This window comes from Rummeliibacillus pycnus (assembly GCF_050459865.1).
In the GTDB taxonomy this organism is placed as follows: domain Bacteria; phylum Bacillota; class Bacilli; order Bacillales_A; family Planococcaceae; genus Rummeliibacillus; species Rummeliibacillus pycnus_B.
On record NZ_JBCMNM010000048.1, the window covers coordinates 23011 to 45944 of the forward strand.

21 protein-coding genes and 1 pseudogene are annotated in these 22934 nt (G+C 33.3%); 18 read left to right on the plus strand and 4 right to left on the minus strand.

The window, feature by feature from the left end; genetic code table 11:
• Nucleotides 1-945 precede the first annotated feature (945 nt).
• The 4 genes from ABE048_RS11880 (at nucleotide 946) to ABE048_RS11895 (ending at nucleotide 6115) form a co-directional block, all read left to right on the plus strand.
• The gene (locus ABE048_RS11880; protein WP_430311486.1) at nucleotides 946-2478 is read left to right on the plus strand and encodes an NADH dehydrogenase subunit 5; all 1533 of its coding nucleotides are present in this window, start codon (nucleotides 946-948) and stop codon (nucleotides 2476-2478) included.
• Nucleotides 2475-5087 (plus strand): DUF2309 domain-containing protein, encoded by a 2613-nt coding sequence (locus ABE048_RS11885; RefSeq protein WP_430311487.1) that lies wholly within the window; start codon nucleotides 2475-2477, stop codon nucleotides 5085-5087. The genes ABE048_RS11880 and ABE048_RS11885 overlap by 4 nt, the downstream gene beginning before the upstream one ends.
• Before the next feature lie 82 nt (nucleotides 5088-5169).
• Complete coding sequence (locus tag ABE048_RS11890; RefSeq protein WP_430311488.1) at nucleotides 5170-5535, plus strand: DUF2294 domain-containing protein; 366 nt, start codon at nucleotides 5170-5172, stop codon at nucleotides 5533-5535.
• A 64-nt stretch (nucleotides 5536-5599) separates the two neighbouring features.
• A complete protein-coding gene (locus tag ABE048_RS11895) occupies nucleotides 5600-6115 on the plus strand; it encodes a carbonic anhydrase (RefSeq protein ID WP_430311489.1) in 516 nt (171 codons plus the stop codon).
• 140 nt (nucleotides 6116-6255) lie between these two features.
• Here the strand turns inward: ABE048_RS11895 and ABE048_RS11900 are convergent, their stop codons facing one another.
• Nucleotides 6256-6423, minus strand: a complete 168-nt coding sequence (locus ABE048_RS11900) for a hypothetical protein (RefSeq protein ID WP_430311490.1) — start codon at nucleotides 6421-6423, stop codon at nucleotides 6256-6258.
• A 465-nt stretch (nucleotides 6424-6888) separates the two neighbouring features.
• Here ABE048_RS11900 and ABE048_RS11905 point away from each other — a divergent pair, with 465 nt between their 5' ends.
• Complete coding sequence (locus tag ABE048_RS11905) at nucleotides 6889-7284, plus strand: iron chaperone (RefSeq protein ID WP_430311491.1); 396 nt, start codon at nucleotides 6889-6891, stop codon at nucleotides 7282-7284.
• 72 nt (nucleotides 7285-7356) lie between these two features.
• On the opposite strand, the gene ABE048_RS11910 is transcribed toward ABE048_RS11905, so the two are convergent.
• The gene (locus ABE048_RS11910) at nucleotides 7357-8352 is read right to left on the minus strand and encodes a M23 family metallopeptidase (protein WP_430311492.1); all 996 of its coding nucleotides are present in this window, start codon (nucleotides 8350-8352) and stop codon (nucleotides 7357-7359) included.
• A gap of 351 nt (nucleotides 8353-8703) precedes the next feature.
• Here ABE048_RS11910 and ABE048_RS11915 point away from each other — a divergent pair, with 351 nt between their 5' ends.
• The 3 genes and pseudogenes from ABE048_RS11915 to ABE048_RS11925 all read left to right on the plus strand — a co-directional run.
• Nucleotides 8704-10599 carry a PrkA family serine protein kinase gene (locus ABE048_RS11915; protein ID WP_430311595.1) on the plus strand — a complete coding sequence of 632 codons (1896 nt, stop codon included), beginning with the start codon at nucleotides 8704-8706 and terminating at the stop codon, nucleotides 10597-10599.
• A 195-nt stretch (nucleotides 10600-10794) separates the two neighbouring features.
• The gene (yhbH, locus tag ABE048_RS11920; RefSeq protein WP_430311493.1) at nucleotides 10795-11958 is read left to right on the plus strand and encodes a sporulation protein YhbH; all 1164 of its coding nucleotides are present in this window, start codon (nucleotides 10795-10797) and stop codon (nucleotides 11956-11958) included.
• 54 nt (nucleotides 11959-12012) lie between these two features.
• Nucleotides 12013-12831: pseudogene (locus tag ABE048_RS11925) on the plus strand (SpoVR family protein); the annotation flags it as partial.
• Between the two features lie 101 nt (nucleotides 12832-12932).
• Here ABE048_RS11925 and ABE048_RS11930 read toward each other — a convergent pair.
• Complete coding sequence (locus ABE048_RS11930) at nucleotides 12933-13421, minus strand: DUF4367 domain-containing protein (RefSeq protein WP_430311494.1); 489 nt, start codon at nucleotides 13419-13421, stop codon at nucleotides 12933-12935.
• Between the two features lie 224 nt (nucleotides 13422-13645).
• Between ABE048_RS11930 and ABE048_RS11935 the strand changes: the two genes are divergently transcribed.
• Nucleotides 13646-14164, plus strand: coding sequence for a DUF4871 domain-containing protein (locus ABE048_RS11935; RefSeq protein WP_430311495.1), 519 nt, complete (start codon nucleotides 13646-13648; stop codon nucleotides 14162-14164).
• 104 nt (nucleotides 14165-14268) lie between these two features.
• Here the strand turns inward: ABE048_RS11935 and ABE048_RS11940 are convergent, their stop codons facing one another.
• Nucleotides 14269-15108 carry a hypothetical protein gene (locus ABE048_RS11940; protein WP_430311496.1) on the minus strand — a complete coding sequence of 280 codons (840 nt, stop codon included), beginning with the start codon at nucleotides 15106-15108 and terminating at the stop codon, nucleotides 14269-14271.
• 380 nt (nucleotides 15109-15488) lie between these two features.
• Between ABE048_RS11940 and ABE048_RS11945 the strand changes: the two genes are divergently transcribed.
• The 9 genes from ABE048_RS11945 (at nucleotide 15489) to ABE048_RS11985 (ending at nucleotide 22531) form a co-directional block, all read left to right on the plus strand.
• A complete protein-coding gene (locus tag ABE048_RS11945) occupies nucleotides 15489-16058 on the plus strand; it encodes a phosphoglycerate mutase family protein (RefSeq protein ID WP_430311596.1) in 570 nt (189 codons plus the stop codon).
• 535 nt (nucleotides 16059-16593) lie between these two features.
• Nucleotides 16594-18036: a M1 family metallopeptidase gene (locus ABE048_RS11950; protein WP_430311497.1), complete on the plus strand. Its 1443-nt coding sequence runs from the start codon at nucleotides 16594-16596 to the stop codon at nucleotides 18034-18036.
• A gap of 272 nt (nucleotides 18037-18308) precedes the next feature.
• Complete coding sequence (locus ABE048_RS11955; RefSeq protein ID WP_430311498.1) at nucleotides 18309-19130, plus strand: hypothetical protein; 822 nt, start codon at nucleotides 18309-18311, stop codon at nucleotides 19128-19130.
• Nucleotides 19131-19276: 146 nt separating this feature from the next.
• The gene (locus ABE048_RS11960; RefSeq protein WP_430311499.1) at nucleotides 19277-19507 is read left to right on the plus strand and encodes a hypothetical protein; all 231 of its coding nucleotides are present in this window, start codon (nucleotides 19277-19279) and stop codon (nucleotides 19505-19507) included.
• 38 nt (nucleotides 19508-19545) lie between these two features.
• Nucleotides 19546-19872 carry a hypothetical protein gene (locus tag ABE048_RS11965; protein WP_430311500.1) on the plus strand — a complete coding sequence of 109 codons (327 nt, stop codon included), beginning with the start codon at nucleotides 19546-19548 and terminating at the stop codon, nucleotides 19870-19872.
• 244 nt (nucleotides 19873-20116) lie between these two features.
• Nucleotides 20117-20512 carry a DUF3888 domain-containing protein gene (locus ABE048_RS11970; RefSeq protein WP_430311501.1) on the plus strand — a complete coding sequence of 132 codons (396 nt, stop codon included), beginning with the start codon at nucleotides 20117-20119 and terminating at the stop codon, nucleotides 20510-20512.
• 49 nt (nucleotides 20513-20561) lie between these two features.
• The gene (locus ABE048_RS11975) at nucleotides 20562-21176 is read left to right on the plus strand and encodes a carbon monoxide dehydrogenase (protein ID WP_430311502.1); all 615 of its coding nucleotides are present in this window, start codon (nucleotides 20562-20564) and stop codon (nucleotides 21174-21176) included.
• A 113-nt stretch (nucleotides 21177-21289) separates the two neighbouring features.
• Nucleotides 21290-21694 carry a hypothetical protein gene (locus tag ABE048_RS11980; RefSeq protein ID WP_430311503.1) on the plus strand — a complete coding sequence of 135 codons (405 nt, stop codon included), beginning with the start codon at nucleotides 21290-21292 and terminating at the stop codon, nucleotides 21692-21694.
• Between the two features lie 447 nt (nucleotides 21695-22141).
• Nucleotides 22142-22531, plus strand: coding sequence for a DUF3888 domain-containing protein (locus tag ABE048_RS11985; RefSeq protein WP_430311504.1), 390 nt, complete (start codon nucleotides 22142-22144; stop codon nucleotides 22529-22531).
• Nucleotides 22532-22934 lie beyond the last annotated feature (403 nt).

Sequence of the window (22934 nt, forward strand, 5' to 3'; positions counted from 1 at the left end):
TTGAGATTATTTAATTTTATCCAACATAGTTTTATTTAAGGTTAGACTCCTTATTTACCAATAATAGTATATTTAATACATAAAAGTTTGAAACGAAAAATGGATTTCATTCATCTAACAAATGTAAAGAAAAGGGAGGGTAGGAATTGTTTAATCAAAGTTGCCCAGGTTAAGATTAATGTAAGATAAATATTACTTCAGTACGGTTCAACACCACATAATAATAATCTTGTATGGCTATCTTTGTTGATGTGGAATTAGCGAAGACTCCTGCGGGAAAGCGAGACAGGTGAGACCCCGCAGTGAAGCACGGTACGGGCTTCCGAGGAGGCTCAACGCTCGCCCGCGGAAAGCGAAGCTAATTCCACATCATGCAGAAAACAGATTAATACTATAAATATTTGTATTAAAACACTTTTACAGTATCCTCGGTCGGGGGAAGTGAGGAATTCACCTGAACTGATGAAAGTGGTATATTCATGATTGTTAGCAGAATTTGTAGTTGATCTTTCTGTGTTATAACAAAGCGTATTTTGTTCAACTGTTTCTCGAACAACTTGACAGTATCTTTCATAAACAGTAAAATAATTATCAAGAAATATTTTACTAGAGAATATTTATCAAATATAGAGTGCTTTAGCAAAGAGTTATATGTAATATGGCTATTTGAAAAAGTATATCTATATACTAACATTACAGTGAATTTAAAATGCTTCCATGTTGTTAGGAAGTCTGTTATATAATGAGGTAGGCTATTTAAAACCCAAATGGGCTAGTTAAAAGTAAACCGATAATTTCCGAATTTTAATGGTAAAAGACCATTGAATTTAGAGATTATCGGTTTTTTGTTTGAAATAGAAAATTATTATTTTAAAGCTAATTATGTAGAATTAAATGATAAAAATTTGATTTTACCTTTCATTCATTTCATTGAGAGGATGTTGAATGTTGAATTTCTTAGATTATTTTTCATGGTCGACAGTTTTTTTTATAGTATTAGGGGTTTCTGTATGTAGTGCTTTTTTGATGCTAATACCAAGAATTCCTGTAAATTATGTCCGTGTTCATATAGGAATCATTGCTTTACCACCGATTGTTGCTTTATTAGCACTAGTCTCTAACAATGGGAGCGTGATTATAGGTCCTTGGCATTTTGACTCTTTATCGTGGCTATGGTCAACATTTGTTTTAACAATTGGTTTAATTGTACAACGTTATGCGGTTCATTATTTATTGGGTGATCGATCCTATCAAAAGTATTTTACACTTTTAACTTTCACTACGGTTGCGGATTCACTTGCTTGGCTTAGTGATGATCTGAGACTGCTTTTAATCGGTTGGGGAGTTACACTTCTAGGATTGACATTGCTTATAGGGTTAAGAAAAGAGTGGAAAGTGGCACGCCATGCTTCTAAAATTTCTGCTCGTTATTTTGCAATTAGTTGGGCAATCATGCTAATCGCAATTGTATGGATTGAACAAGTTACAGGACATTGGGAATTATCTCAAGTACTTAGCCAAAATAGCCTAGCGCAATTAAATGCAGTGGAGAAAACTTGTATTAATCTATTGTTGCTTTTATCAACGATTATTCCAGCTGCACAATGGCCTTTCCAACGTTGGTTGTTAGATTCAGTTGTTGCGCCTACACCTATATCAGCGGTCATGCATGCGGGTATTGTGAATGCTGGTAGTATTATGCTAACACGCTTTGCACCTCTTTTTAATGGTGATGCAGTACAAGTTGTTTTACTTGTTTTATCTAGTATATCAGTATTGATTGGGACAGGGATTATGCTTGTTCAAGTTGATTACAAGCGTCAACTTGTAGGCTCTACAATTGCACAAATGGGTTTCATGTTAATCGAATGTGCGTTAGGAGCATATTTAGCAGCTATTACGCACGCAGTGTTACATGGTCTGTTTAAATCTACACTATTCTTACAAGCAGCCTCTGCCGCTCAACAACATAAACCAGTTGCTCATAAATCTCATGTTTCTTCATCTATATGGATAATAATTGGAGGGGGTTTAGGACTACTATTAGGAATTGCCTTTTGGTTGACTTCTCCGGATGAAGGATATCAATTGGTAAGTGCTTTAATTTTAGGGTGGTCTGTAGCACTTGCTTGGACTCAACTGGTTGCTTTTGGAACCGGCCATATTGGACGAATTGCTGGGATGATTCTATTCGCAGGAGCAGCCATTGTGTTCAAAACGGTGCATATTGTATTTGAAAAGCTTTTACATGATGCTATCCCAAGTGGAATTCAACAATCTATTTCAATGGGTATTTTACTTTTAGTAATATTATTGGTTACTAGCGCAATTGGGACATGGCTAGTACGTAAAAATTCAAAAACTTCATTTGTTATTTATCTTTGGCTTATTCGATTAGGTGAGCCGAAAAAGAAATTAGTAGAAAGTCATCCAAAATATCTGACACAATTACTATCTCAAGGGGGGAATGTACATTGAGTACGGCATTAACTCTAAACTTTCAAAAAGAATCAGATTACCTTAGTTTTGATATAAATGATTTGGTGAAAGTAGCTAGTGAAGTCATTGTACCACTTGGACATATCAACCAATTTGCAGCCCGTAGTCCTTGGTCAGGATTAGAACAACAAACATTTGAACAAGTAGCACGTCGACTAAAAGATACTTGTGATGTAGATATATATCCGAATGATGCAATGTTAGCATCTGCATTTGAAAAAGGTGAGATTGAAAAAAGATTTTTAAAAGAGGGAATAACTAAATGGCTTGATATACAAGATATAGAACTACCAAGAAATGTGGCTGAACAGTTTTGCCACAATGCCCTTGAGATCCATCAACAACCTTTTCATATATCAGAAGGACCTGAATTGAAAAATTTAGCAAAGAAACTATGCCACTATAAGACACAGATACCTAAGAATTATACAGTTCTTACAAATAGCCAGCGAGTAGAACAAATGGGGAAAGAGAATATCGCTGAGGATCTAAATATTCATATCATTAAATGGTGTAAATTGTACTTAGATGAGTCACAAGCGGTTTGGTCCATGCCTAATCGTAATGAAGGATTTTACTCGGCATGGAAGGCAATGATTCTATATGATCCAGCACTGAACCATAACATACGTAAACAACTTAAAACATTACCAGAAGATGCGGGACATGCTTTAACAGAAGCGATGATTACATTAGATATTCCTAAATCTGAATTACAAGATTATCTTGAAGCACATTTACTCTCTTTACCGGGATGGGCTGGCATGATGCTTTGGCGTTCACAACAATCTGCTGAAGAAGAAAAACTGCTTCTAGAATATCTGGCAGTTCGAATTTCGCTGGAGTGTGCTTTCGTTAAGCCATATCTTCCATTACGATCCCAAAAAGTAGAGGAACAGGTGCAAATTGAACCCCTACTATTAGATTGGATACAATGGGGAAACATGCCGATTAGTGATTGGGCAAAGTTATCTTCTACAGAAGTAAAAGCTCGTTTGTTACTCGCTGCTCGTTTTGATGAATTTGTTCGTAGTCGTCTTTGGCTAGAAGCATGGGAAAAAACATATGAAGTTCATATAAAAGAGATGATTTCATCAAAACAACTTAAAGTCGTTCAACAAACTAAGTCTATTTTGGTGCAATTTGCCTTTTGTATTGATGTACGTTCAGAACCTTTCCGTCGTCAACTAGAAAAAGTGGGTCCTTTCGAAACATTTGGAACGGCCGGCTTTTTCGGATTGCCAATTGAAACAACGGAACTTGGTAGTACGCATAGCCATGAATCCTTGCCTATCATGTTCAAGCCTCAATATAAAGTAATCGAGTCGTCATCTGATGTGGACTTAAAACAATATAAACAACGTGAAAACACCGCTAATTCACTTAGCCACGCATTTAATACGATGAAACATAACATGCTATCCAATTTGTTATTGCCGGAAATTAGTGGACCTTGGCTTAGCTTACAAACTTTGGCTCGTAGTTTTGTGCCACAAAAAGCAGGGTATTCCATACGGAAAATACGAGAGAAATGGCTGCACAAACCATCTACTAAACTTTCACTTGACCATATGCACACACATGACTCAGAGTTACCTGTAGGATTTTCTGAAAAAGAGCAAGTGTTTTATGCTCGACAAGCGTTAAAAATGATGGGGCTTACAAATGATTTTGCTCCTTTAGTTGTTATTTGTGGTCATGGTAGTCACAGTACGAACAATCCATATTCTTCAGCGTTAGATTGTGGTGCATGTGGAGGAGCTTCTAGTGGATTTAATGCACGGGTATTGGCAACTTTGTGCAACCTTCCTACAGTACGAGAAACGTTAGAAAAAGAAGGGATTGTCATACCAAAAGAAACTGTTTTTGTGGCAGCTGAGCATATCACAACACTTGATGAGCTTCGTTTCATATATGTTCCTGTACTTTCAGAGGCAGCACAAGAATCATATAATTGTATACAAACAAAATTGTCAGAAGTCCGTGATGAAGCAAATGCAGAACGAATTGTTCAGTTACCCACTTTGGACTCACATTATAAAAATCCAAAAGCAGAAGTTCAACGATTTGCAGAAGATTGGAGTGAAGTGCGTCCCGAATGGGGGTTGGCTCGTAATGCGACATTTATCATTGGTGAACGTCAGCTTACTGATGCCTGTAATTTAGAAGGTCGAGCATTTCTCCATAACTATCAATGGTGGAATGATGAAAATGGTGAAATACTTGCCAAAATTATTGCTGGACCTGCAAAGGTTGCCCAATGGATTAACCTCCAATATTATGCATCTACCGTAGCACCACATTATTACGGCAGCGGCAATAAAACTACTCAAACAATAACAGCTGGAATTGGTGTCATGCAGGGAAACGCTAGTGATTTATTGTCCGGACTTCCATGGCAGTCTGTTATGCAATCGGATCAAGAAGCCTACCATGAACCATTGCGCTTATTAGTGGTGATACAAGCACCAAGAGAGTATATTGAGCGGTTATTAGATCGTGATTCAGCATTTCTTCAAAAAGTACAACATGGCTGGATTCGTTTAGCTTCGATTAATGCTGAAGGACAATGGGAAAGCTGGTCTTAATCACTCCAGTTTAGTGATAAAATATTAATAAAATGTATTAATATTTGTTCATATTAGGAACTTTTAATAGGGGATAAGAATTATGGAAAAAACAAAAGGAAATATTGAATCAGAAATAAGTAAAGCATTAACTCATTGGGAAAAAAGTTATCTTGGACGAGGCTCTGTTTCGGTCAAATCGGATATCTTACGAGACATGGTAATTGTTGTATTACGAGGTATATTAACGCCTGCAGAATATTCGGTGTGCAAAAATAAGGAAGGCTTATTATCTGTAAAAGAGCATCGAAATAGTTTAGTAGAATCAGGTTTAGATGAACTAAAGCAAATTATTCTAGATTTAACAGGTGAAGATGTAGTAAGTTTTCATACCGATCTTAGTACACAAACAGGAGAACGAGTTATACTATTTAAACTATCAAATGATTTGCAAAGTAAATTATCTTAAAACAGTTATATAAATCATTGTTATTTCACTGTATAAATATTTTAAGCACTTAGGGGTGAATATGATGTATATAGATGGAAATAAAAAAGTGCTATTTTTGACTGGAATGGGGAAGGAATTGGAATCAACTCTATATCAGATGAAGAGCATTAATCCAGAGAATATCATAATTTTACAAGAATATGGCCAATTAATATTGCAACCATTCGACGATTTTATGAGAGATATTATCCTGACTGTATATCATGAAAATATTGAGGAGATTTTTGTGATTGATTCAAACAAAGATCAAAAGAATGTAAGCAGACTATTAAATAAAATATATGAGAATAAAGAATTACATGGGAAAATACAAACAGTAGATTATCTTTTGAAAAATTGTGCACCAGAATATACTGAAGGTAGTATCAGTGAATGGTTAGAGGGTAGCAATTCTCTAACAAATAATCTACAGAAGAATATCAATATCATCCGAAATCACCCTTTGTTGCCTTCTACTATTAAGGTTACTGAATTATTTATTGATTTGGAGAACGGAAGATTGACAGATGTAGATATCTCAAAGAAAGTTTTACTTTAAATAACATTATTAAATAAAAAATAGGCTCGGTTCATTTCCAATAGAACCAAGTCTATTTTTAACTAATTTTTGTAAGATAATTTGAATGTTTGTTAGGTATTCAAACAATTTAGTAGAAATAGTCTAATTAAGTTTAATAATTAAATCTCCAAATCATCCAATGTTAATAGTAATTTGTGTAAATCGATAATACAATCTTCAACATGATAACAACAGTCAAAGTGTAGGCTATAGATAATAGAAGTGATTTTGTTTCTTATATCAGCTATTTCTACGTTACTAGTAAGATTTTGCTCTAAGTGATTCATATTATAACTTCCTCTCATATGATTTTATTACTAGTATGTCTAAGAAATTTCAGATTTATTCTATTTGAATCAATTTAATAATGCAAAATTCATATAAAATATTTGAATATTTAATGATAACTAATTATGTTCATAGTGGAGCGAAAGACGGCGACTCCTACGGGATAAGCTTGAGCTGAAAGCCCCGCAGGAACGTAGTGACGAGGAGATTGAAGCCAAGCCCGTGGAAAGCGCCGTCTGTAGCGGAACATCCAAATCTGAATAGTGAAAAGTTAATGTGTTGAAATGCTCGTATTTAATGAGCGAAATAGATTTATGAAAATGATTCATTTAATTGAAATTGTAATGAACAAATTGATAGAATCAAAAAAGGTCGTTATTTCTAACCTTAAACTACTTAAATTTAATATGTAGGCGTATTCATAATAAACAGATATAAAAAATAGATTTATTGGGGGAGAAAATTTGGGGGAAAATAAAAATGTTTATAACACGATTGATGAATATATATCACAATTTCCTTCTGATGTTCAAGACAAACTTCAACAGTTAAGAAATGTTATAAAAGAGATTGCACCCGATGCTGAAGAAAAAATCAGTTATCAAATGCCTGCATTCACTTTGAAAGGGAACTTGGTCTATTTCGCTGCATATAAAAAGCATATTGGATTCTATCCAACTTCAAGTGGAATAACTGCATTTAAAGATGAATTATCGCAATTTAAATTGAGTAAAGGGACAGTTCAATTTCCAATAGATGAGCCATTGCCTTATAAGTTAATTAGTAGGATGGTTAAATTTCGAGTAGAAGAAAATATAAGGAAAGCAGAAGAAAAAGTTAAAAAGAAAAAATCTAAGTAATTGGCGCTTTTTCTAATATCAACAAAAAATAAAACCAGTACCTTAAATAGGGTACTGGTTTTTAAATTCACCTTATTTTTTTGCAGCCTTAGTTTGTCGTTCCCAATGTAAAAGAGAAGGATAAGGGTCAAATGCCCATTCAGTACGTCCATTGAATTTGTAAATTCCGTAATGGAGATGGGGTGGGAATTTTCCTGATGTACCTTCTTTACCGTATCCTGAACTACCGACAAATCCAATAACTTTGCCTGGTTCTACAACATCACCAACATTAACATCCTTACTAAAAGAAGAAAGGTGTGCATAATAATGATACGAGTTATTTTGATCACGTATACCTATGCGCCAGCCACCGAAACGATTCCAACCTTTTATCTCGACTACCCCATAGGATGATGAAAGAACAGGTGTCCCGTAGCTGGCAAAAAGGTCAGTCCCTTCATGAATTCTTCTGCCTCCCCAGCCTCTATTGTCACCCCAAGTACTTCTATAGCTGTAATCATAGTGTAAAGGTAATGGAAATACATGTTTATTAAGATCTGTTGTGTTGAAACGTTTGTAAAGAGTGGAAATTGCCATGATTTGATTGACAACTTGATCGCTTTGGTAATATTCCCATAAGGCTAATTTAAAATCATTTTCAGTGGGACCAAATCGACTAAGGTATCTTGCCATTGTGTACATTATATCTGCATCATCATCTGAATTGGCAATCCCATCGTTGTTCCCATCAAGACCCATGCCTCCGAAATAATCAATTGTCGAAGGCGTTGTATCCTGACTAAAAGGGTTTAATGCACCTGCCCAAAATTCATCAGAGAATTGAATCGCAACAACGCTATCACGTTTAGGGATATCTTTACGAACGGATTGTATATTTCGTTCATACTGGTCAATAGCAGCTAAATAATACCAAGGAACAAGCAAGTTCTCATAATGTACATAATGAGTCATACGCTGCTTCAAAATCTCTTCCCGAGAAGGCTCTTCATTTGCGGATGCGACAGTGGAAAATATTGTACTACATAAAACGGTAATTGCTAATAAGGGAATAAGATTTCGAATCACTAAAAAAATCCTCCTTTCCATCTCACTTATCATAACCGAAATTTAATTTTCCATAAGTGCAGGTTACATAAAGTGAAAATTATTGTTTATGCTAAATCAATGAATGACACAAATATTGATTAAAAAGCCTTAAATTCAAAGCGTTTTCAAATTGGTTTACATTGATTTAGGCTTTTAAAAAAATGAATGTTTTTTAAGAAAAAGTTTTTTCTACGTCATTAACATATCTAAATTGTAGCTGTTTATACGATTTTTTATTGGAAGAAAATTCGACAATGCACTTGTAATGGTAATCATTAATTCTCTAACTTCATACTATGTTATAAAACAGGCCTGAATGGAGGGAAAACCATAGACATTCTAAACAAGTTTAAGAGTTACCGGGAAGAAGAAAACAGGCTGAAATGGGAAGGTACTTTTGCAAATTACTTAAGTATTGTGCAGGAAAGGCCAGAAGTTGCTCAAACAGCCCATTCACGGGTGTACAATATGATTAAAAATTCTGGATTAGAAGAAAGAGACAGCAAAAAATTGTACCACTTTTTTGGAAAAGAAATTTTTGGTCTTGAAACGGCAATTGAAAGGCTGGTGGAGGAATATTTCCACCCAGCAGCAAGAAGACTAGATGTTCGCAAACGTATTTTATTATTGATGGGACCTGTGAGTGGTGGTAAATCCACCATTGTGACATTGCTGAAACGAGGGCTTGAACAATATTCGAGAACTGATGAAGGTGCCGTATATGCCATTAAAGGTTGCCCAATGCATGAGGATCCACTCCATCTAATCCCACATCATCTCCGTAATGATTTCTTTGAAGAATATGGTATACGTGTAGAAGGTAATTTATCCCCATTAAACACAATGCGACTTGAACAAGAATATGATGGCCACATTGAAAATGTAATGGTTGAACGTATTTTCTTCTCAGAAGATAAACGTGTTGGAATCGGTACATTTACACCATCTGATCCGAAATCACAAGATATTGCGGATTTGACGGGTAGTATCGATTTTTCTACTATTGCAGAATTTGGTTCAGAGTCAGATCCACGTGCTTATCGTTTTGATGGTGAGCTAAACAAAGCAAATAGAGGTATGATGGAATTTCAGGAAATGCTGAAATTAGATGAGAAATTTTTATGGAATCTGTTGTCATTAACACAAGAAGGAAACTTTAAGGCAGGCAGATTTGCATTAATTAGTGCCGATGAATTGATTGTTGCTCATACAAACGAAACAGAATATAGATCCTTTATATCAAATAAAAAGAACGAAGCACTTCACTCAAGAATTATCGTTATGCCAATTCCTTATAATTTAAAGGTAAGCCAAGAAGAAAGAATTTATGAAAAAATGATTAAAGAGAGTGATATGTCGCATATTCATATTGCACCTCATGCATTAAAAGCGGCTGCTATCTTCTCTGTATTAACAAGGCTTGAAATTCCTAAAAAACAAGGAATTGATTTAGTTAAGAAAATGCGTCTTTACGACGGAGAAAGTGTAGAAGGATTTAATTCAGTTGACATTGAGGACTTGAAAAAAGAATATCCAAACGAAGGCATGAACGGAATCGATCCTCGTTATATTATTAACCGAATTTCTTCAGCTATTATTCGTAAAAAAGTACCGTCTATTAATGCATTAGATGTGTTACTTGCTCTAAAAGACGGGCTCGATCAACATGCTTCAATTAGTCAGGAAGACAAAGAAAAATATATGAATTATATTGCAGTGGCAAGAAGAGAATACGATGAAATTGCGAAAAATGAAGTTCAAAAAGCATTTGTGTATTCCTATGAAGAGTCTGCGAAAACGTTAATGAATAATTATCTTGATAATGTAGAAGCATTTTGTAATAAAAACAAACTTCGAGATCCACTTACGGGTGAAGAAATGAACCCAGATGAAAAACTGATGCGCTCAATTGAAGAACAAATTGGAATTTCAGAAAACGCGAAAAAAGCATTTCGTGAAGAAATTCTGATTCGTATTTCAGCTTATGCAAGAAAAGGAAAACGCTTTGAATATAATTCTCACGAAAGATTACGAGAAGCCATTCAAAAGAAATTGTTTGCTGATCTAAAAGATGTCGTGAAAATTACAACGTCTTCTAAAACGCCAGATGAATCTCAACTTAAGAAGATCAATGAGGTTGTTGCTACTTTGATAGACGAACATGGTTATAACTCAACTTCAGCAAATGAATTATTGCAATACGTAGGTAGCTTATTGAATCGTTAAGAGTAAGGGTTAGGAGTGTCCGAATAATTTTAAGGACACTCCATTTTTATATCTTAAAAAGTTAAATTCTCGTAAAAATTAGCATAGTATAAGGAAAGAGATTTTTTCCACTACAAAGCTTTACATAAGGTGGGCTCTTGAGGAATGGATAATCAGGGTTATAACTTTTTAATAATAGATGGGTGAGGATAAAAAATGACTGAAAATTCGAATAAACGTTTTGTCATCTCTCAGGAAAATTGGTCTCTCCATCGTAAAGGGCACCAAGATCAACAACGTCATATGGAAAAAGTAAAGGAAGCTATTCAAAATAATTTACCTGATTTAGTAAGTGAAGAAAGCATCATAATGTCTAATGGTAGAGAAGTAATTAAAATTCCTATTCGCTCTTTAGATGAATATAAAATTCGATATAACTATGGAAAGTCTAAACATGTTGGTCAAGGAAAAGGCGATAGTAAGATAGGGGATGTAGTAGCTCGCGACGGAAGTGGGGATAGTAAAGGGCCTGGGAAAGGGAAAGAGGCAGGAGACACGGCTGGTGAGGATTTCTATGAGGCAGAAGTAAGTATTGAAGAAATACAGAATGTCTTATTTAAAGAATTAGAGTTACCTAATTTACAAGAGAAAGAAATGGCGGACGTTACAACAGAAAAAATTGAATTTAACGATATCCGCAAAAAAGGGCTTATGGGTAATATTGATAAAAAACGGACAATTTTAAATGCTATTAAAAGGAATGCAATGAAAGGAAAAGCAGAAATTGCGCCTATTCACAATGATGATTTGCGTTTTAAAACATGGGATGAAGTTGTAAAACCTGAATCAAAGGCAGTAGTCCTTGCGATGATGGATACAAGTGGCTCGATGGGAAGTTTCGAAAAATATTGTGCTCGTAGTTTTTTCTTCTGGATGACGAGGTTTTTACGCTCTAAGTATGAAACTGTTGAAATTGAATTCATCGCACATCATACGATTGCCAAGGTTGTAACAGAGGAAGAGTTTTTCACAAAGGGAGAAAGTGGCGGTACGATATGTTCGTCTGCCTATTTAAAAGCATTGGAACTTGTTAAAGAGAAGTATAATCCAGCTCAATATAACATCTATCCTGTTCACTTTTCAGATGGAGAAAACATGTCTACGGATAATGAGGCTTGTATTCGATTGGTTCAAGAATTAATGAAGGTTTCAAGTATGTTTGGTTACGGGGAAGTAAATCAACATAATCGTTTCTCAACTTTAATGTATAACTATAAAAAAATAGAGAATCCAAAGTTTCGACATTATGTGTTGAAAGCAAAAAATGACGTTTATGAAGCATTAAAATGGTTTTTCCAAAAAGAACAGCCTGAGGATTGATGATAGATGGTTAAAAGTTTCATTTCCAAATAATATACGCGGAGGGATTCAAATATGGAAAAGGAGCTTCATCAGGCGATTGATGAAATTACTGAAATTGCGATAGGGTTTGGTTTGGATTTTTATCCAATGCGTTATGAGATTTGTCCAGCAGATATCATATATACATTTGGAGCATATGGCATGCCAACCCGTTTTTCTCATTGGAGCTTCGGCAAACAGTTCCATAAAATGAAGCTACAATATGATTTGGGGTTGAGCCAAATTTACGAACTAGTGATTAACTCTAATCCATGTTATGCGTTTTTGCTTGATACAAACACGTTAACCCAAAATAAGTTAATCATTGCCCATGTATTAGCACATTGTGATTTTTTCAAAAACAACGTTCGCTTCACGAATACCAGAAGAGATATGGTAGAAAGTATGACAGCAACTGCAGAACGCATTGCTCATTATGAAATGCTCTATGGAAAGGAAGAAGTAGAACAATTTCTCGATGCAATTTTATCTATTCAAGAACATATTGATCCCTCAATCTTGCGTCCAAAGCTGTTAAAGAGCGATTATGATGAGGAAGATGAAGAAATCATTGCATCGAAATCACCATACGACGGTCTTTGGAGTTTGGATGAACCAGAAAAAGAACAAAATACAATACGCTATAAAAAGAAAAAATTTCCGCCAAAACCTGAAAAGGATTTGTTACTATTCATCGAGATGTATAGTCGCGAGTTGGAAGAGTGGCAACGAGATATACTGACTATGATGCGAGAAGAAATGCTCTATTTTTGGCCACAATTAGAAACCAAAATTATGAATGAAGGCTGGGCTTCGTATCGCAAAGATGTTTTTTTAATCTCTTTAAACTTAATTAGTCCTTCTATGGATGTTCTAATGGATAAGAGTTCAAAAAAGCAATTGGAATTTATTTTCCATTGCTTTTTTCGGTCTGTTGAGCACTTTTGAAACTGTTATTTCATTGATCTTGCGATTTCTAACATTCTTTCTTTCGATAATCTGGAACTACTCATTTCCACATAAGTGCCGTCTTGGACCCATCTAAGTAAGCCACCAGTAATGGTATCTCCGTTTTTATCTACTTCACCACTTTCTTCCCATCCCTGAAAATAACCCTTGTTTCCATTAATATCTACCTGTTGAGCATAGGGAAAATCGTCTTTGGTTAATGGAAAACCCAATCCCTGATTAATACCAACCATCAGCTTAGTATCCTTACTATCCATATAATGTAGCGTGATAAAAGGGGATAGAGATGTTTTGGTATCTAAAGTCCAATCATTAGGAATATTTGTAGGTGTCAAAATGGTAAAGTTAACCTCTTTCTTTAATTCTGAGATAGTTTTGCTGTTGTGATTATACTTAATTGCTTTAGCGGAAATTATGTTCGGGTAACAATACAACGTGATTAGGATAACTAATAAACGAATAAGGAATGTCAATTTACTACCTCCAATCAATTGGAAACTCAGATAGTAGTATCCCCAAAGCAATCACTTCTTATTAAACCATTCTTAGTAGTCCAAATCATATAGTTATGGAACAAAAAGGATTAAAAGGTATATTTATGATAACATTGAAGTAATATAATATATCGTTCATCCAAGAAGAATTTAACTAACTTATTTAATTACACAGTAGATACAGCTGAATAAGGGGGAAGAAAATGAGGAAGATAATTATTTTTTTGATTTCTATCCTATTCACAACGATGATTGTAGGTTGCGAAAAATATGAAAAGAAGGAAAAGTGGCAAGTAAGCCCTACTTTTACATTACCAGTTACCTTTGGTGATGGTACAGAAGGCGAGTATTTGTTAATTGGCAAAGAAGGAAAAGTTGGTTTTTTGATCGGTTCGGGTAAAAAAGGAAATCCAGTATCGTTACCTATAATTGCTAATAAAGCTAATAAGTATATGTGGCATTTTTGGGGAGATAAGGATACTATCAGTGGTGATTTTAAAGTAGTTGGAATTGACGAACAGGGAAAAAAGCATAAAGTATTGTTAGAAGGAAATTATAAAACATGGGGTTACTCTTCTCATGGTTCTGTTAGTCCTAACAATGGTGCAGATCACCATATCCCATCGGAAATGGTGTTCCCTACAAGTGGATTATGGAAATTAAAAATATATTTTAATGAAAAATTTTTTGATGAAATAGTTATAAACGTTAAAGAGAGCTAATTGAACTATCAGATACAAAATACGGAAAACGGCATGGTTCTAAGAAGAATAGGACCATGCCGTTTTATTTTAGCTACACTTCTTTAGTTTTTTAAATTCAAGTTTTATGTTTTGTTCTCTAGCCTTTCAGTTAAATCATTAAAGTCTTGCACTACTTCTTGCATTGATGATTTTTTAGCTAACGAAATCCCCTTTTGAATAGATTTAGAAGCTTCTTCAAATTTATTTGCTTTAATTTGGGCATCTGCAAGGCAATACCAGTAAAACCAGGCATCCATTTCTGAAATTTTATCTTTATAAAACTTTTCGATTATCGGAAAGTATTTAGAATATAATTCTTCGTTATAGACCAACTTTTCACCATTCCATTTAAGTACATCCACTAAATAACTATCGCCAATATACATTTGCCAAATTGCAATACCAACTTTTTGTTTCCCATTCACAAAATCCATTTTATGATAAGGAACATCAGCAATCTTTTTGAATGAGTTATCAACCCATTGATAAATTTCAAGTTCGCTTCCTGCTGCTGCACCAATTGTAACACCGAATAAGTAATCCTTTGTACCATCACCTGTAATATATGCCAAACCCGAAAAATCCAAATCTACTCCTTGGATTTTTGTTTCCAAAACTTTTCGCCAATCAGCATTGTCCTTTTTTAGCACTATTGATCCAAACTGGGAGGGAGATGGTTGATTTTTTGCTTTAATTTTAAATGTAAATATAATTTCTTTCTGTCCATCGTGGTCAAAGTCATAGAGTTGAATTGGCAGTGCGGAGGAAGGATTTTCAGGACTTATAAGCGACGCATTCGATGGCATAAATCTGCTAACAATTTTCATTAAGTCTTCTTTCTGATTCTCGCTAGCGTGAACAAATATTGGACTAAAGCTAACTGCAAAGAGTAGCAATAATGTAGGTAACATTATTTTCTTCATCAATATTTCTCCTTTTTACACCAAAATCAAACCGATACAATTAATTTAGGCTTAGTTTGTCCTATTCAGTTACAATAATTCCTTGTTCAACTATCATGCCCAGAATCTATGTCAGAGGTTCCTACGATTCATTTACCTTTTAAAAAAGATCTGATTAAAAGTGCACTAAATGATACGGACTTTATGGTCTAATAAGTTAAAAAAGTCAGCGATGCTTACTGTTTTTTATGCCACAGTGGGAACAAATAGTGCACTAAGATAGTTTTTTATATGTTCACTAATGCTACAGTTTCGTTCACAAAGGAATATCCAATATCAATATTGAATAAACTAATCAAGTTTAAAATAATGCTATTGTAGGAGGCAATCGTAAATTGGAGATGATATTTATCCGTCATGGTCAAGGAAAGCATACATTAAATATACCGAGTAGCCTACAAATATCAGATCCACCATTAACGACTAAAGGGGTGGAACAATCAAAATTATTAAGAGATCAGCTCCCTTTAACTGATAAGGATATTATAATTATAAGTCCTCTTAGAAGAACGTTGGAAACAGCATTAATTTGGAGTAATAATATCGACTGCCGTAAGATTGTAAGTCCATTAGTATCTCCAAGAATTTTTCCAATTAATTCAGAAGGAAACACATTACCTTGTGACAGAATAATTAGTTTAGAAATAATTAAAAATGAATATCCAACTTATGAAATTGATAGTAGGGCTTCATTTAAATTATGGTCTGAAGGTATTAATATTTTGCCAGAAAAGAGTTTTATAAAAATAGCAAAAAAATTTATTACAGATTGCAAACAACTGCAAAAAGAAAAAATTTATATAGTATCACACGATGGTACAATTACTTCTTATCGTCAAATGATTTCTGGTCAAACTCTTACCAGAAAAGATTTTCCGCAAGAAACAGGTTGGATTAAAATAAGTTGTTGAACTAACAGGGTGTCTTAGTTAAATAACAGCTTACAAATCAACTGTAGATTAGTTGGCTTTTTATTTCGCATACGGAACAAATAGTCAAATAGGTCCCTAATCCATATAAAAAACATCTTTGCGAAAGGATGGCTGGGCTTCGTATCGCAAAGATGTTTTCTTAAATCTCTTTTTCATTAGAACTTCCATGTTGTTCTAATGAAAAAGGGGGCAAAAAAAGCAATGGAATTGGTTTTCCATTGCTTTTTTCAGTCTGGTAAGCACTTTTGAAAAAGTTATTTCATTGATCTTGCGAGTTCAAACATTTTTTCTTTCGATAATCTTGAACTATTCATTTCTACATAAGTGCCGTCTTGAATCCATCTATGTAAGCCAACATAAAAGAATAAGATAATAATAATAAATTAAGACTGAGTTGATATATATCCAAAAATCAACCCAGTCTTTTTATTACCACATGTTTTGGTTTGTGAAGGGAATATATGTAAAAATGTAGAAAATAAGCAGAGATAAACTGCGAAGGGAGCATTGCGTATTGAAGAAACAAACAGGTATTATTTTATCGGCATTTGCTTGTATTTCATTCCTGATAAGTGGTTGCGGAAAGACGGAAACAAGCGTAAATGAAAATGAGAAGATTCCAAGCTTTTCAATAAATAGTCATGACAAAGCAGAGTTTGTGCCAAAAAGTAAAGCTGCTGGTAGTGAAGCAAAATATAAAATTAGCTTGGAGATGGACAAGAAAGGAAAATTCAGGATTAATTCAACTACCCATATTAAAAATATATCGACTGATAATTGGAAAGAGCTAGTCTTTTATTTTATACCTAATATCTTTACGAAATCGAATTCTCCAGAATTAGCTACACCCTCTTATGTAAGTATCAAAAGTATTAAAGTTGATGGAAAGAAAACTGAATTTAGTTTAGAGAAGGATACCTTGAAAATAAAATTGAGTAATAAATTGCAGCCAAATGATGAAGTAATAGTTAACGTTCAATATGATTTCACTCTTCCAAAAAGAGGTTTACGATTTACGGCAAATGAGAAAAATTTCTTTTTAGCGCAATGGTATCCAATGATTGCAACCTATAGAGAGCATAAGTGGAATAAGGAAGACTACAGAGTGAAAGGCGAAACGTACCACACAGCGTTTAGTGATTTTGAAATTCAGTACAAACTTTCAAATAATTTAACGATCATTTCATCAAGTGATAATGATACGTATCCAAGTGAACGATCAGGCGTATTAATCGGAAAAGACTTGAAGGAGTTTTATATTGCTTTATTAAAGGAACCCAATGTCATTGAAAAAAAGATAGGAGGTATTAAGATAAGAGTATTTGGCGTTGATAAACGGAAAGATTTACACAGTGACATTATGGAAGTAGCTAGTGATGCTCTTACTTATTTTCAAGATACAATAGGACCCTATCCACATAAACAATTAGATATTATATTGGACGAATTAGGAATGGAATACCCTGGCGTAGTAACGGCGAGTTCTATATATAGGAGTGCACCTGTGGACTCAGATATTCTAAAGAGTATGGTTGTACATGAAATTGCTCATCAATGGTTTTATGGTGTAATTAGTAACGATCCTTATCATGATGCTTGGTTAGATGAAGGGATAACGAGCTTTGCATCGAACTTGTTCTACGCACACTATCAGGGAAAAGAAATTTCTATGAATGAGGAGTTATTTAAAGACTTAACTTTGCCTGTCAACCTTCCATTGGATGAGTACTCTCTTGGAGAACAAAGCAGTTATATCTATGGAAAATCTCAGATAGGGTTATGGAAGGTTTTTCAAGAAAATAAAGCAGAACGGCAAGTGGAAAATTTTCTTAGAAAATACTATGAAAATTATAAATATAAGGAAGTTGATACGAATGAATTTATTAGATTTTTGAAAGATTATCTAAATTTAAATAATGATTCTTATTTTAATGGTTGGATTAAATTAGATAAGTGATTAGTATCTGGGTGCTTAGTAAAAAGTCAGCTTTAGATTAGTTGGCTTTTTTATTTGGGGTTAGTTTACTGCCCAATTATGACATCGTGGACTTATAAGAAAATTGTTCTATTAAGATTTATACAGTCATAATATGTAATAAAATTCCTAATGATGGAGGGATTTGAATCAACAAAAAATCCTTTATTTTGTTGGTAATAGTATTTGCTTGTATAATTTCTGTTTCTTTATGGTTAAGTGGAAATAACAATGATAAAACATTAGCTGAAAGTATGGAAGAAACTAAAATAGAAAAAAGCAAAATTGAAGAGCTAATGTCTCAAGTAAATGAAGAACTAATAAATAACGGGTATAAGGGAATAGGTTTAAGTTTTTCATATGATTTGCATATGATTACCGTACAGGTTCATGATAAGAAATTTTCAAATCGTAATGAAAAAAAGATTAAAACACTAATATATAACATAGCGAAAGAAATAAAGCTCGACAGTATAAAAATTCAATTTGAAACAATCGATCTTTACTCGAACTTAAATGGGGAAAACAAAAATAGTGAATTACCGAACGAGGTTGTCTTAAATATTTCCAAATTATTAGAAGACAAAGGATATAGATTTAGCTCAATTTCTTTTGATCCAAGAACCGCTAACCCAAATATTGAAATCAAAATTGAAGGAACAGAAGATTATTATTATAACGTGAGAGATGAAATTCAAAAACTTGTATCTAATGCAACTTTTTTAAATAAAAAAATGAACATTGAAGTGAGTGTAAAGAGAAGAAGCGAGAATGAAATAAAGAATGAAATAAGAGACCAGAATTGGCAACCGATTTTTAGTGCGATTAGAGAAGAGACTGATAAAAAGTTTAAAGAATACAGAGGGTTTGCTTATTCTTTCCATCCGAAACCATTGCAAATTATTATAAAGACAAACTTACCTAAATCAAAATGGTACTGGAATTCAAATAAGAAGATAGTTCAGATTGAAGACTACGTAAATGAAATAATAAAGATCAAAATGAAAGAGTTATCAGTGGAAGAAATACCATATGAAATTATTATAAGGAACAGAGATAATAAAAAAATAAATTAAAAAGGGTGCCAATCTAAAAAATTGGTGCTTTTTTTCTTGAACTTTTGTACTAAAGAATAGGATTGTTCAAGGAGGAAATTAAAGGGTAGGTATTGAAGTAAAGTCATAAAAAATAATATTAGAAGAAAGAATAAAGGGAGGGGAAAATGGGATTGTATTGGATAGGGCTTATTTTCTGGATATTGATTGGAACGTCAATTTTTTTATTTATATGGGGTATATGGAAACAATCTTGGAAGACATTATTAATTAGTGGAATTGCACTAATGCTACCTTCATTATATTTCTTAGGTGCAGAAAATTGGTTTAGAATACTTGCTTTTTTACCTATAATCCCTTTATTTCTTGCATATTGCACAAGAAATAAAACTTTATAATGATTAGAGTTTAATAAATTTTTTAATGGGGTGTAAAAATGAATGATAACAAAGATAAATCTAATAGTGGATATACGATTTTTAAAACAACGGGAGTACGTCATGAATATCCTCATGTTGATTTAGTTAAACAACAAGTAACCTGTATTGTATTATACAAAGAGGAAACATATATGACGGCTATTGTTGATTTAAAAAATGATACTGTACAAGTTCAAGGAGATGTTAATGGGTTAGGAGATCTAACCATCAGTGGAGAATCTTACATTGATATGTTCAAATGTCAGGCAAAGTTCTTTATAGATAACAATATTTCTAATCCAAAAAAGTATTATGATGAATTAATAAATAATCAATCTTCCTAAACTAACAGGTGCTTTAGTTGATGAAGACAATAATACGAGTTATAACTTTCAGATGATTAGGAGTCTAAATTAATATCAACATTAAATTTTAACAGAGCTATTTTTATATAAGGATAACAGTCAACTGTAAATGGGTTGGCTTTTTATTTTTGAATTTGATATCAACAACCAAATCTGGTTATGACGGGCTAATATCAATTATATTGGGCAAACTACCTTAACAATTAAATTAGGTGGAAAAAACATGAAAAACAAGCAAATTAACTTTATTTTAACTTTATACGTTTTGGCTTTTGTTTTATTTCCAACAGGGATTCTGTTTACGGATACAGGTACAGCAAAAAGTAAGGAAGTTAGATCTGGAGTAGAGCATACGGATTATTATGATGTACTATTATCGTTATTAGATCCTTATGCAAGGAAGGTAATTACCAAGGAGTATCCAGAACGCAGTTATGCACTTTGGGATGCGGAAATAATAGAAGTAAAACGACTTACTAGAGGATTTCCTCATTATAATTTCATTGTGAAAGTGAAATATGATACTTATACAGGTGCTCTTAATCCACCTGAAGGCTATATCACAATAACTTTTCAAGTAACATTAGAAGGAGTTTCAGTAATAAAAATTCAAAAGTAATCAAGAATCATTTTTTAAATTTTCATAAATGAACTAAGAGGAAGTTTACTTGAAGAAGGATAGTTGTAGTCAAGCTGGAGAAAATAATCCTAAAATTAATTTAGGAGCGATAAAAGTGAACAAAAGCATTCCACTTATCTTGTTCTTGTTAGTTATCTTTGGGGTGAAAATTGGTACAGTATCTGCTAATACAAAAGATTCTCCACCACCTTCTATTGAGGAAACGTTCTCTGAAGCGGGGTTTAAAACCGTTGAAGAGTCAGTTGAAGAGTTTGAAAATTATTTTGAATGTGATGTAGAGTTACCCAGAATGACTCCTTCTATTTCTTTTACGCATAGATTTGGAAGATTTTATGAAGATAAGCAATATAATATGAATCATTCCTTAGCTATCAGGTTTGTTAATAAAGATATTAGGGAAAATATTTATAAAATTGATATTCGTCCTTTAAAAAATAAAATTAATTTCAAAGATAAATTGAACTTAAATGGCAAAGAATTTACACTTCAAGATGGTAGTAAAGCCATTTATTTTGAAAGTCACCAATTTAACTTTTTGGTTTTTGAGAAAAACGATTTGCAATATCTACTTGGAATTTATAGAAAGGTACCTAATACAGTAACACCTGAATCATTAGTTAAAATAGCTAATTCAATTAAATAATCCACGGACAGTCTCCTCCTATCATGCTATTTACCCGTTAAGAATGCTAAGAACATATTTTGTTTTTTAATATCTCCACAGCTGCACATAATAAAGAAAAAGGAATGCTTATAATGAAACTTATTCTTAGACGTTTACTTCTATTGTTTATCATCACATTTTCCGTTTCTTCAGTCGCTTATGCAGAGCAAGTTAATCAAAAACAAGGTGGAACTAGTGAGGGAATTGTAGTTTATCATGTTAAATATGATTATAATGCAATATCAAAATTTCTAGGAATTAGTCGTAAAGATTATGAAAAGAATTGGAATGAAGGTCTATCCATTGCCGATATGGCGGAAAAACAGGGGATGTCTAGAAAGGACATCGAAGGCTATTTTTATAATTTCCATTATAAGGAGATGCAAAAATGGCGTGCAAAAGGAGTTCTAACAGAAAAGCATTATTTCCACCTTGTATATAACCTAACTGCTGAAATTGAGGATTTCATCAATCGCAATCCAAATCGAATAAGCTAAATAAAGTCAGCGATTGCTGGCTTTTTTGTCGCAGTGAGAACGAATAGTCAAATAGTTCACTAATCCATATAAAAAACACCTTTGAGAAAGGAAGGCTGGGCTTCGTATCGCAAAGATGTTATCTTAAATCTCTTTAAACTTAATTAGAGCTACTATTGATGTTCTAATGAAAAAGAGTGAAAAAAGCAATGGAGTTTGTTTTCCATTGCTTTTTTTCAGTCTGTTAAGCACTTTAAATCGAGTAGAGGCTAATTTTTTTCGAAAATTGTTTTCAAACAGCAACCTGTGACTTTAATCGTAGAAGAGGTTTAATTCTTAGGAGTTTTTTGAATGGCAATAGCAATAGTAGAAGGTATTTTTCTTCTGGAGCTTAACAATAAAAACTCATTTTATGAATCACTTTAATCATTTGATGAATACTAAAAAAAATATAAGGAGTCGTTCTAAATGTTAAAGAAAAAAGTTTTTTTATGTGCTTTCTTTATTGTATTTTCGGTAATTTTCCCTGTTTATATTTATGCTGAAAAGTCAAATGTTGAGGAAAGTTCAGAAGTACTATACCGAGATGCCGTACTTACACTAATTTCAGACAGTATTAACAACTCATTAGTTGGACATTACGGTGAATTACCTAAATATCATCTGTCTAGTACAAAAATATTAAATTTTAGAAGGATTGAGGAAGGCGGTTATTCATTTGAAGCTGATGTACAAGTTAAATCTTGGACAACCCCTCTTCCTCCTTATGGGCTTGATACCTTAAAAATTGAAATTAGCCCAGCTGGTGTGGGTGTTCTTAAATTTGAACATAAGGAAATAAATTCATTGACGGAATAAGTTAAATTTCACTTTTTTACAGTTATATTTTCATTGTGTATCGCCATAGTTCAAATGGCTAAAAATTTTTGTGGTAAAGAAATTTGCAACTATACCAGACTATTCATGGGAAGGAATGAATGGCAAAGAAACATCCTATGCAAGTAGCCCTAGCGTCACCTGTATGACTGTCTAAAAAACATCTTTGCGATAGGATGGCTGGGCTTCGTATCGCAAAGATGTTTTTTGATTAGTAAGCTGAATAACTTAATTGATGTTTTTATCAAACTAAGAAGCATATTCGAATTTTACGTAGGTATGCTTCTTTTTACTTTGGAAAGTTCTATCCCAAAGAATAGCTGCAAATGTGTCATTAATAATTCTCAAAAATTTTTATCACAAATAATATTTAAATTTGAATGAT